The organism is Sporosarcina sp. FSL W7-1349, assembly GCF_038003045.1.
Classification (GTDB): Bacteria; Bacillota; Bacilli; order Bacillales_A; family Planococcaceae; genus Sporosarcina.
Genome location: NZ_JBBOOK010000001.1, coordinates 1,982,740 through 1,994,447, shown reverse-complemented (window position 1 = coordinate 1,994,447; position 11,708 = coordinate 1,982,740). Strand labels below are relative to the sequence as shown.

The following is an 11,708-nucleotide window of genomic DNA, read 5'->3' as shown; positions in this document are numbered from 1 at the left end:
TAAATGGGCGGTGGGAATTTGGAAAATTATCAGGAAAAGATTAGGGAACAGTATTACAAACTAAGTAATAGCACGAAGAAAGTAGCAAAATATCTATTAGATTTTCCACAATCATTTGCCATGCTGTCTGCAAGTGAAATAGGCAAGGAGATTGGGGTAAGTGAAACAACGGTTATTCGTTTCTGTCACTCCTTAAAATACAGTGGCTTTAGTGAGCTGCAAAAAGAAATAAGAGACAATCTTATAAATGCAAAAAGCAGCTTACACAACTTTCGAGAAGATAAGGAGAATATAACTGGGCCGGGTTTATATTATCAATCAATAAAAAAAGACCAAATGAAACTAGAGAAAATGATGGAACAATTAAATGAAGAAGACATTCACAGGGCAGTTGAACGTTTGATTGAGTCAGAGCATGTGCTTGTTTCGGGTATGCGATCTTCCTATGCTTTTGCTCATTGGTTTAGTTTTACACTGAATCTAATGCGAGGCGACACGCATGTGTATCAAGCTGGTACCGATGATGTAATAAATCAATTACTAAAATTAAATGCAAAAAGTACCTTGTTTGTAATTTCTTTTCATCGATACTCCTTGGAAACAATCCAATTTGCCGAACAAGCCAAAAAACGTGGAGTATTTATAATTGCGATATCCGATTCAGCGTTCTCTCCAATAGCGGAATATGCTGACATTCATTTGCCTATTCAACTACAAATGAAATCAACAATTGATGTAGCTCCCGCTGTGATTTCTTTAATGAATGCGATTCTCGCGGGAGTTTCAATCCACGATAGTAAGAGGTTTCAAAAGAGAAGAGAAGATTATGATTCAGTGCATGTGGACGGTTTTTTTTATCCAAGAGTTTGATGTCTACGACTCGTTAGTTACGGGTGAATAACCGTTAAAAATTATATATTTTTTTCGCCAATTCTGAAGCGAAAACTTCAGAAACTGAGGGAAAGCATTTAAAACTTCAGATAGTAAAGGAGAGAATAATAAGATGAAAATATTTATCGGTCAATTTGCGCATGAAACAAATACATTTGCAGCTGAGCAGACTACAATGGAAAACTTCAAATTGTGGGAATGGGATAAAGGGGAGAAGATATTACAAAAACATCGGGGCGTAAGGGATTACTTAGGCGGCATGATTGACCGTGCAGAAGCACTTAAACTTGAAATTATACCAACGATTTCTGCAATGGCTTATCCTTCAGGTACTATAACGAAAGAAACTTATGATGTGATAAAAGAAGAGTTGCTTGCTGCACTAGATAAGCATCAAGCAGATGCTCTATGTCTAAATTTACACGGTGCTGGTGTTGTGGAAGGTATTGACGATATGGAGGGGCATTTATTAGGTGAACTAAGAAGTGCTATTGGATATGATATCCCAATTTTGTGTACGTTAGATTTGCATGCAAACCTTACGGAAAAGATGGTGCAAGAAGCCAATGTGTTGCTAGGGGTTAATTTTTATCCACATACAGATTCTTATGAACGTGGAATGGAAGCAATTGATCTTGCTATAAAAATGTACAAAAAAGAATTGAAACCTGTCATGCATCTTACGAAGTTGCCATTAATTATACCAACTTCTACAACCAATCTATCACCAGCAAAGGATATAAATAGGATTTGTTGGGAGTGGGAAAAAGTGCCGAACGTAGTGGATTGTACATTTTTTCATGGTTTTCCTTATACTGACATTAAACATGTTGGAGTTTCGGTGCTGTCCATTACAAACGATGATTCACCCCTAGCTACAAAGGTAAGTGGAAATGTGGCTAATCAAATTCTAGCGACCAAGGAGAAGTTTTTCTCAAAAACTATTTCTCCTAGAGAGGGGTTGGAACAAGCGTTACAGCAAGAGGGTCATCCTATTGTCATTAATGAGACATCCGACAATCCTGGAGGAGGAACACCTGGTGACGGAACCTACCTTTTAAGAGCGATGCTTGATATGGGATTGGAAAATGCTTGTTTTGCTTTTATTTATGATAAGGAAGTTGCCGACCTAGCCCATGAAGCAGGTGTAGGCGCATATATCGATATTAAATTAGGGGGGAAAACGGATAATTTGCACGGAGAACCACTATCCGTAAACGCTTATATCAAAAGTTTAACAGATGGAGTGTTTTATCAATCTTCTCCCATGTGGCAGGGTCTGAAAAATGATTTAGGGAAATCCGTCAGATTGCAGGTGGGTGGCGTGGACATTATTGTTTGTTCCGTTAAATCTCAAGTGATGGATGAGCAGATATTTTCACTGCATGGTATTGATATTTCGAAATACAAAATTGTTTGTTTAAAATCTAGTCAACATTTCAGGGCTGCTTTTGAGCCACAAAGTGAAAAAATAATCACTGTAGACTCACCGGGCTTAACTACTATTGACTTTACATCGTTTGATTATAAACATATTCTACGTCCCATTTATCCTCTTGATCAAATATAAAAAATAGGTAATTTCACTTCGGTTCCACAATAAGTCGGGCTGTTTAAAATGGCCCGGCGAATTGCTTGCATTTCTCTTTGGAATGCGTATCAACTATTCACATTAATGAATAAAAAAGATTGGAGGAATTGAAAATGTATGTAACAGCAATTTTATTATATATTGTGTTCATTGTAGGTATTGGTATTTTTTATAAACGTTATGTAAAAGGCATAGAAGATTTTGCTTTAGCAGGTAGAAGCCTAGGGACCCCTGTTTTGTTGGGTACTCTATTCGCCACACTTGTCGGTGGAGCAACTGTTGTAGGTTATACAGGTAGTTTTTATCTAATGGGGCTAGATTGGTGGTTTAGTGCAATTGGTGCAATATTGGGTATCTTGGTAGCTGCTATAATTCTGGCTGAAAAATTCCGTAAATTCGAACAATTTACAGTGCCAGATATGCTTGCAATGCGATATGATAATCGCTCTCGGTATGTCAGCGGGTTTATGATTATTTTTGGGGATATTGCTGTAGTAACTGTACAGATACTTTCCATGACTGGCATTATGGTGGCGTTTTTGGGGATGGATAAATTATTTGCCATGTTAATTAGTGTCATCGCTTTCACCCTTATCACATTCTTTGGGGGCATGAAGGGCGTCGCCATTACGGACAGTATTCAAGCCATTCTGATATTCGGCGGATTATTTTTGGGAATGGCAGTCCTTTACTATATGAATGGAGGATTTGGGGCCATATTCAATGCCTTGCCGGATGGGTATTTTAAAGTCTTTACAAGTACGAATGCTTTGGGTGCTTTTAATATGGCTATTGCAACTTTTGGAACAGCCGCTGTATCCCAATCCATCATTTTTGCCAGAGTATTTTCTGCAAAAGATAGTAAAACTGCGAAAAGAAGTTTGTACTTGTTGATTCCTACAGCGTTCTTTGCCTTTTTATTTGTTTCTCTGTTAGGCTATGGTGCAAGGGCGATATTGGGTCCCGATCTCCCACCGGATCAGGTCTTCCCGCTTATGGTGACTGAGCTGTTACCCCCATTCGTTGGTGGTGTTTTATTGGCAGTCGTTATCGCGGCAATTATTACATCTACGAACTCAATATTACTTAGTGCCAGCGTCAACTTGTCCCGCGATTTCTATCAACAAATTGTGAAAAAAGATGCTTCCAGTAGAGAGTTGAAGACAGTGGGGCAAATTGCTGTTGTAGTATTTGCGCTTATAAGCTTTGCTTTAGCTTATTTAATGCCGGACATTGTAACAGCCATCGTCTTCGCTTATACGATGTACACTGCAGGTTTATTAATTCCAATGTATGTCGGTTTTTTATGGAAAGGCGCTACTGCTACGGCGGGTATGTATTCTATCATTGGAGGCGGCGGAACTGCCCTTATTTGGTATATACTAAAACAGCCATTCGGGTTGCCACCAATGATTCCCTCTTTGATCGTATCCTTAGCAGCGATTATTTTTATAAGTTTGTTCACTAAAAAGCCGACAAAAGAGCAACTACAAGTTTTTGACGTAAAATAAGTTCTTTGCTAGCGTAAGAATTAACTGTACAAGAATTTATGTTTTCGAGAATGAGAGAGCAATAGAAGTTGAAGATGCGGAAGCTCGCTTTTCTTGTAGCGGAGGGAGAAAGCCTAGTCTATTTCGTGAGTGTTAATCATAAATGGCAGTGTGATGATGCAATATGAAACGCTAAAGTTGAAATTGGTCTCGTTAGTTAATAATTTTTGCGGATCTATATCTTTGGAGGTAAGAGATAGTAGTGGCGAGCCTATTTTAGCTTACAATGAACGAGATGTACCCGACAGCCAGCACGATCAAAGTATGTGTAAAATAGTTTCGGTGAATATTAATAAACGGAGCAAGGCTTCTATTAGACTTGCTCCGTATTCAATTATTCAGCTGGAACTTCCTCCGCGTTGGCCATTGCTTTTTAAGTTTTTTAAACCATTGTTCCATCGAAAATTCATTTTTGATGACATCTTCAGTAATTTTGATTTTTTTCTTTATTGTGGTTCGTATATTTGACAGAAGGTCCCGTATCAATAGAAAGATTTAAATCCTCGACATTCAGTGCGAAGTGAACAATTCCTGATATGCCAGCTGCTTGAGCAGATCGATTTCCTAAAGTGTATACGCTGAGTTGGCAACCGCCATTAACGAGATGTCTGGGAAATGGTTCCGTAATTCGCGGAGGATGCGTTTATACCCTTTTCCACATATATATGGACCAATTCAACCAAGTCTGCTTCATTCTCCTGGATTCCGATGCTGACACCGACTCCGATTTTAACCGCTTTTCCACCCCAAGCCTCCGCAAGCGTCAGTTGATTGCGCTTCGCGTACAAGTCCCCCAAATCACGCCTTCGATCGTCGAACTCTTTTTCCATTTGAATTCAACTTGACGATGGTCGAGCAGCCGCTCGCATCGGATGATATTATCGACCATGCAACGTTGCAAAAAGAGCTGGTGACACCGGTCTGCTTGGACGAAAGCATTCATTCCCTAGAAGATACACGGAAAGCGTTAGAATTGAGAAGCTGTAAAGTCATCAACATTAAGATTGGCCGGGTCAGCGGATTGACCGAAGCGAAGAAAATCCACGATTACTGCTTGGGACGCGGGGTGCCGGTCTGGTGTGGCGGCATGTTGGAATCAGGGATCGGCCGCGCGCATAATGTAGCACTAACGACATTGCCGAACTTCATCTTACCTGGGGATACGGCAGGCTCTTCCCGCTATTGGGAAGAGGACATCATCTCGCCGGAAGTCGTCGTGAAAGAGGGTTATATCACCGTTCCGACCGCTTACGGCATCGGCTATGAACCGAATCCCGAAGTGATGGAGAAATATACGGTGGAAGAGGTGAAGTACACGGCGAAATAACAGACGGAGGATTCTGGATGAAAAAGAGCTTTCAAATCGGAGCAGCGTTCATTGGTTTGATTGTCGGTGCCGGGTTTGCTTCAGGCCAAGAGATTTTGCAGTTTTTTACGAGTTTTGGTTATGCTGGTATTGCTGGAAGTCTCGTGGCCACCGCACTTTTCGCCTTTATCGGGATGAATTTGACGCAGTTGGGGAGCCAGTTGCAGTCGGATTCCCATAAGGATGTCATCTATCATATTTGCGGTCGATATCTCGGTGTGGTTGTAGATTTCATTATTACATTTTTCTTGTTTGGCGTAACGGTCGTCATGCTATCGGGCGCGGGAGCCATTTTTGAACAGCAGTTTGGGATTCCAAGCATAATTGGCAGTATTGTGGTGACTGCCTTGACGATATTGTCTATCACGCTGAATGTGAAACGGGTCATTGCGTTGATCAGTGCAGTGACGCCATTCCTATTAGTGCTTGTTATCATTATCATGGTTTATTCTTTGATGAATTTTGATGCGTCTTCGGCTGAGATTGCAGCTGCTGTTGAACAACAGAAACCGGCTGCGTCCAACTGGGTGTTGGGAGCGCTCCTTTACGTGTCGTATAATATCGCAGCAGGTGCATCGATGCTGACGGTGATGGGTGGCACGGTGAAAGATCAGAAAGTGGCAGGGTGGGGCGGCATCATTGGTGGAGTCGGCCTTGGACTTCTTATTTTATTAATCAATATCACGATGTTGACTAGATTGAGTGAAATTTCAGATGTCCCCATGCCGATGCTTTTTTTGGCCGATCAAATGTCTCCCATAATCGGTATCATTATGACGATCGTGTTGCTCGGAATGGTTTACAATACGGCAGTAGGGATGCTCTACGCGTTCACGGCACGCTTGATTCAACCGGATACTCCAAAGTTTAAAGGGTTTGCCGTCCTGTTCGGTGTCGTGGCATTCGGTGTCAGTTTCATTGGATTCATCACCCTTGTTGGCACAGTCTATCCGACGATGGGGTATTTAGGATTAACGTTGATCGGGGCGATTGTATTGGCGTGGTTTATGAAAAAGCGAAGAGTGGCGGACAGTCGGTAGGAATCGGAATGGATCGACTTTCTGTGGCTTCTTTCTTCATTCAGCAAAGGTATTCGGGACTGTAGCACACTTAGTGCCGGAAAATTCGTTATCCATCTATAAAAAAATAGAGCGAGTCTCATAGTGGACTCGCTCCATGTTCAATTATTCAGCCGGAACTTCTTCCGCTGCCCATTGCTTTTCAAGTTCTTCAAACCATTGTTCCATTGTAATTGCATTTTTGATGACTTCTTCAGGAACTTTGATTTCTTTTACGTTGTTGTGGTTCGTATAGTTGCCGGATAGATCCATTTTAATAGAAAGATCTACATCTTCGACATTCATTGTGATGTGAATGGCACCTGACATGTCAAGTGGGAAAAGAGTTGCTTTATCGTATGTGGAAACAGTATAGAATTCTTTGATATCCAAGTTTAGCATTTCCAATAGACCTTCTAGATCTTCGAATGGCAATTCTTCTTCAATGACAACTTCGTCAACATCTTCTTCTGCCGCTTCTTCAGTAACTTCTTCAGTAGCTTCTTCTGATGTTTCTTCAGTAGTAACTTCTTCATTAGTAGCTTCTTCTTTAACTTCTGTAGCCTCAGCTTGAGTAACTGTTACTTCAGAGTCATATGCGGCTGTGCCGAGCATGTCAGGAAGCAATGCAGGCAATAGTTCCATTGCTTCAGACATCATTTCTTTGAAATCTTCTGTCGTGATATTTTGGACGACTACGTAAGAATCTTCATATTCAAAGACGTGAATGCCTTTCATGAATGTCTTAAGCAGTTCAAATTGCTCCAGCATATTCGCGCTGTCAAGTTGTGCCTCAAGAAGCTCTTGTGACATCTCATCTTTCACCCAAACGCCATCCATCTGTTGGTAAACAGCGTCTTCCGTGAAGTACATTTCCATGTCCATGTCTTCTTTTTCACCATCAGCCTGCATGAGCATGTTCATCGCCATGTACATCGCCATTGGTTTTTCGATAAAGTCCATTTTCATATCCATTGTCATGTCCATGGAACCGAGTTCTTCTGTTGAAGTTTCTAGGTTCATATCCATAACCATGTCAGCGGAAAAGCTGTTTAGCTCAGCTTCCATTGACTTTTTCAAGAATGCTTCCACGTCTTTCACGCGGTTTGTCGTTACGTTGACTGTTTTCTCGTCTTCTGAAACTTCGACGTCAAATCCTTCCAAGCTGGATAGGAATTCGCCAGAAATGTAGTTTCCTGCGTTTTTCAACGTCAATGGGAATTCAGCATTTGCTTTTTCGCCGTTAACTTGGATGTTTTTAGCTGCAGCGTTGAAATCGACTGTCAAATAGCTATTCGTGACGGAAACCTGTCCGTTTTTTCCTTTTGTAACTTGGAAACCTACTTCATCAAACAAGTTCTCAATCGGAATGAGGACTTCACCGTGAGACATAAATGGCTGTTCATAGCCATTCACTTCGACGCCGTCAACGACGAACTTCATTGCGTCCGTATTTGCATGTGTTGCTGTTGGCAATGCTAAAGAGAACAGCAGGACAAACGCAAATAACCATGTTGCGAGTTTCTTCAAATGTAAAACCTCCAATATAGTATTTTGGTAAATCTTACTTACCCCATTAGTAAGTATATAAATACTTACGTAATTTTACCAGAAAGGTTTCATGAAAAATCGAGTTTTTCTTTATTTTGTGATAGAAATAAGAACATTTAATAGACTTAGCATCTACTATTACTATACACCAATGACTGTTCATCGTTTTTTTGCCCGGAGTTCTAACTAGAATATTAGCATTGATTTTATAGAACCGTTAGAAGACAATCATTTGCTTATACTATTCTACCAAGCCTTCTAAAAATCCTTCTTTCTATCAATCTAGACTCTAGACCCACCAAAAATTGGATTGTGATAGAGAAAATCGGACATGCTACGATAACGGTGCATCGCCAAAATGTGTTTGGTGAGCAATTACATACCTTGGAGGTTTGGAAATGAAGAAAGCAAGTTCTCACAAAATACTACGAGCTACATTGGCAACAACCGTAGCAACAGGAGCGCTCGTTTCGGCTGCACCGGTATTCACACAAGCGGCTCCGACGTTCTCTGACGTAAAAAATATTCCGTCACACCATTTCTATGAAGCGGTCACGAGCTTGGCAGAACGTGGCGTCATTAATGGATATGAGGATGGCACGTTCCGTCCGGGGCAACATATCAACCGGATGCACGCGGCTAAAATCATGGCACTCGCACTTGGATTGGACACGGAAAACGTCAAAGATCCTGGATTCACGGATGTCAGCAAATCGAATCCTTACTACGGCCATATCGCAGCTCTAGTAGAAGCAGGAATCATTTCGGGTTATGAAGATAACACATTCAAACCGACAGCAAACCTTTCCCGGGCACATATGGCAAAAATGATCGTGCTCGGTTTCAAATTCGAACAAGAGAAGCTTGGAAACTTGCCGTTCACGGATATCAACAGCAAGCAATGGCATGCGGATTTCATTCAAACTCTTTATTCCAATAATATCACAACAGGTACAACACCAACGACATTCTCGCCAAGCGCACTTGTCACTCGCGGCCAAATGGCTTCATTCATCTTCAGAAGCGAACAAGCGACACAAGAGCCGGAAGTGGACCAGGATCAGTTAGCGGTAGAAGCAGCAGCGGCTCAATTGAAAGCTGGAAATGTCGTCGTGCCACGCGGTGAATATGCGACAGCCGAAAACAAATTGGCTGCTGTCCAATCATATGTCAACGGCCTTGTAACAGTTGAAGGTGTGACAGCAAATGTGACAGCAGGTGCGACAGCGAACGAGTATGTCATCACATTGACAAAAGGCGAAGCGGCAGTGGAAAAAACGATTGCTGTCAACTTCGAATTCGCAGCGGACGATCGCTTCGTGACAGAAGTGAAATCATTGAACGCTACGCAAGTTCAAGTTTCATTTAGTGCAGCAGTGGATAAGGAGTCTCTTTTCGAGAATGGAAAAGAGGGTGCTCTTAAAGCAGCTGTTTCCTTGAGATCATTGGATGGCATCAATGCGGGTCAATTGACCGGTGAATTGAGCGCCGATGGAAAAACACTTGTAGTCACTGCTGCTAACCCACTTTCCAAACGTTATGACATCAAAGTGGATGGCGTGAAAACTGTATCAGGTGCAGCGTTTGATAAATACGAAGCGACTATCACGATTGCAGAAGATAAAACAGCACCGGCTGTAGTGGGCGTTGAAAAAGTTTCTGCATCTGTTGTAAAAGTCAAATTCACAGAGCCATTAAAATCCCTTGGAACAGTTTCATTTAAATTGGCGGATGGAACTAAAATTGCTGATAATGGCAATGGAGTAACGACATCATTCAACGCGGGTGATTCTGAAGCGACATTCACTATCGGAAGCGATGTGAAAGTAAATGAAGAAATTATTGCGACGATTATTGGTGCAAAAGACCAAGCGGGCAACTTGATTTCACCAAATCCGTCCACAGTTTCCTTCACGAAAGGCGCTGCGGACGGAGTAGCACCGACAGTTACTTCCATCACGCAAGCTGGAGCAAAAACGATTGCCATCCAGTTCTCTGAAGAACTTATCGCTGCACCAGTTGTAAAAGTGGACGGTTATACGAAAACAGCGGTAAAAGATGACAAGAATCCTACTATCTATACAGTGGAAACAGACAACGTATTAGATGGTGCAAAAACAATTGCAGTCTCTAGCTTCGCTGATCTAAGCGGTGAAGAAGGGAAAGCTGTTAGCAAGGTTGTCACTTTCGCAAAAGACGCCGAAGCACCAAAAGTCGTCTCTAGCCAAGTTGTAACCGATGAAAAAGATTTGAAAGAATACTTGGAGATCAAGTTTGATAAAGACGTAGAAATTGGCGATTCTTCGACAGTCGACATTACAGGTGGTTCATTTGTCAAAGACTTCGTTACAACGACTTTGGTAAATGGCGATTTTGCTCCTAAAGCAGTTGTTTATAAAGATGTAAAAGATAGCAAGAAGGTCGTCCGTGTTGCGCTTGGAACATTGCTTTCCGGCAAAGACGTGGAAGGTGCTTCATATAAAGTGGACCTTGGATTCGCTAATGTGAAGAGCGCTGCAGGAGAAGCAGCAACTACTGCGAACGCTTCTTTCGTTCGCGGTAAAGACGGAAAACCGGAAACTGAAGTCAAAATTCAAGTCGCTGATATTGTTGCTGGCGATACGAATGACTCGGTTGTAGTTGAATTCAATAAAGCGGTCGACGCGGCAACAGCTACAAACGTTGCAAACTATGCAATCGATGGCACAGTGGTAGAAACTGCAACTGTGAATTCCGATGACCTGAAGAAAGTGACATTGAAATTGAAAGCCGATTCTAATACGTTTACTGGTGAGCGCAATGTCGTCATCCAAAACGTGAAAGCAAAAGGCTCCGCTGTGGCTATGGAGAAATACGAAGACACCGTGAACCTTAAGGAAAACGTTGCACCTACTATTACAAAAGCTGCACTGACAGGTACGAAAGAGATTACAATCACTTTCTCTGAAGCGGTGACCGATGCTTCAAATGCTATCGACTTCACTTTGTTAGTCGATGGAAAAGAAGTTTCTAACACTGTAACTACAAGTGATGTAACAAATAAGACTATAAAAGTGAGCTTGAATAAAGCTTTGACAGCTGACGAGCTTGCAAAAGGATTAGAGCTTAAAGCAGTTGAGACTATTGACATTCAAGACTTGAGTGAAAATACAGTCCGTCTGCCTCTTACAGTAGCGGTTGAACAATAATCTCCCGATATAAAATTAAGTTTCTTCTATAATAAAGGACCGTCCCTTTGATCATTTCTGATTCGAGGAACGGCCTTTTTCATTTTATTCCAAGAACTTGAAAATAATATTTGCATATTTTGTGTAATCGTTTCAGGTTTAGCTTGTATGGATTGCATAAGTCTGCAAAGTGATTTACGTTCTTTCTATATAATATGCACAATACTGCAAGGGGAGGGAAGTGTTTTAATTTTTTTGTGAAACGATATGAGCTGGTTGAAGCGTTTTGAAGTTTCTTGGGAACATGGTGAGGATAGGCAGGAGTGTTTTGAAGTTACTGTAAAACGTTGTGAGGTTGCGTTGGAATGTTTCTATATTGGGAAAAACGTTATGAGGTGAGAGAAGTGTTTCGAGGTTTCTTGAAAACGTTTGAAGGTTGTTCAGGAATATTGGGAGATTTCCTTGAAACGTTTCGAAGTTTCGGGGAAGTGTGGTGAGGTGAAAGAAACAATTCGAATCTAGTCAGGATTGTTT

At 41.5% G+C, this 11,708-nt stretch carries 7 protein-coding genes and 1 pseudogene; 6 read left to right on the top strand and 2 right to left on the bottom strand.

From position 1 onward, the window contains the following. Positions 1 to 18: 18 nt before the first annotated feature. From MKY41_RS09805 to MKY41_RS09795, 3 genes are all read left to right on the top strand, one after another. Positions 19 to 870, top strand: a complete 852-nt coding sequence (locus MKY41_RS09805; RefSeq protein ID WP_340744830.1) for a MurR/RpiR family transcriptional regulator — start codon at positions 19 to 21, stop codon at positions 868 to 870. Positions 871 to 1,003: 133 nt separating this feature from the next. Further along, a complete protein-coding gene (locus tag MKY41_RS09800; protein ID WP_340744829.1) occupies positions 1,004 to 2,461 on the top strand; it encodes a M81 family metallopeptidase in 1,458 nt (485 codons plus the stop codon). 134 nt (positions 2,462 to 2,595) lie between these two features. Continuing rightward, positions 2,596 to 3,993, top strand: coding sequence for a sodium:solute symporter family protein (locus MKY41_RS09795; RefSeq protein WP_340744828.1), 1,398 nt, complete (start codon positions 2,596 to 2,598; stop codon positions 3,991 to 3,993). A 635-nt stretch (positions 3,994 to 4,628) separates the two neighbouring features. Here MKY41_RS09795 and MKY41_RS09790 read toward each other — a convergent pair. Next, positions 4,629 to 4,862 (bottom strand): hypothetical protein, encoded by a 234-nt coding sequence (locus tag MKY41_RS09790; protein ID WP_340744827.1) that lies wholly within the window; start codon positions 4,860 to 4,862, stop codon positions 4,629 to 4,631. Between MKY41_RS09790 and MKY41_RS09785 the strand changes: the two are divergent. Both MKY41_RS09785 and MKY41_RS09780 read left to right on the top strand, forming a co-directional pair. Next, positions 4,859 to 5,359: pseudogene (locus MKY41_RS09785) on the top strand (enolase C-terminal domain-like protein); the annotation flags it as partial. The gene MKY41_RS09790 and the pseudogene MKY41_RS09785 overlap by 4 nt on opposite strands. 17 nt (positions 5,360 to 5,376) lie before the next feature. Further along, a complete protein-coding gene (locus MKY41_RS09780) occupies positions 5,377 to 6,438 on the top strand; it encodes a YkvI family membrane protein (RefSeq protein WP_340744826.1) in 1,062 nt (353 codons plus the stop codon). Positions 6,439 to 6,582: 144 nt separating this feature from the next. Here MKY41_RS09780 and MKY41_RS09775 read toward each other — a convergent pair whose 3' ends face one another. Further along, on the bottom strand, positions 6,583 to 7,986 hold the full coding sequence (locus MKY41_RS09775; protein WP_340744825.1) for a DUF6612 family protein: 1,404 nt from the start codon (positions 7,984 to 7,986) through the stop codon (positions 6,583 to 6,585). A gap of 419 nt (positions 7,987 to 8,405) precedes the next feature. Between MKY41_RS09775 and MKY41_RS09770 the strand changes: the two genes are divergently transcribed. Further along, on the top strand, positions 8,406 to 11,195 hold the full coding sequence (locus MKY41_RS09770; RefSeq protein WP_340744824.1) for an S-layer homology domain-containing protein: 2,790 nt from the start codon (positions 8,406 to 8,408) through the stop codon (positions 11,193 to 11,195). The last annotated feature ends 513 nt before the right edge of the window (positions 11,196 to 11,708 follow it).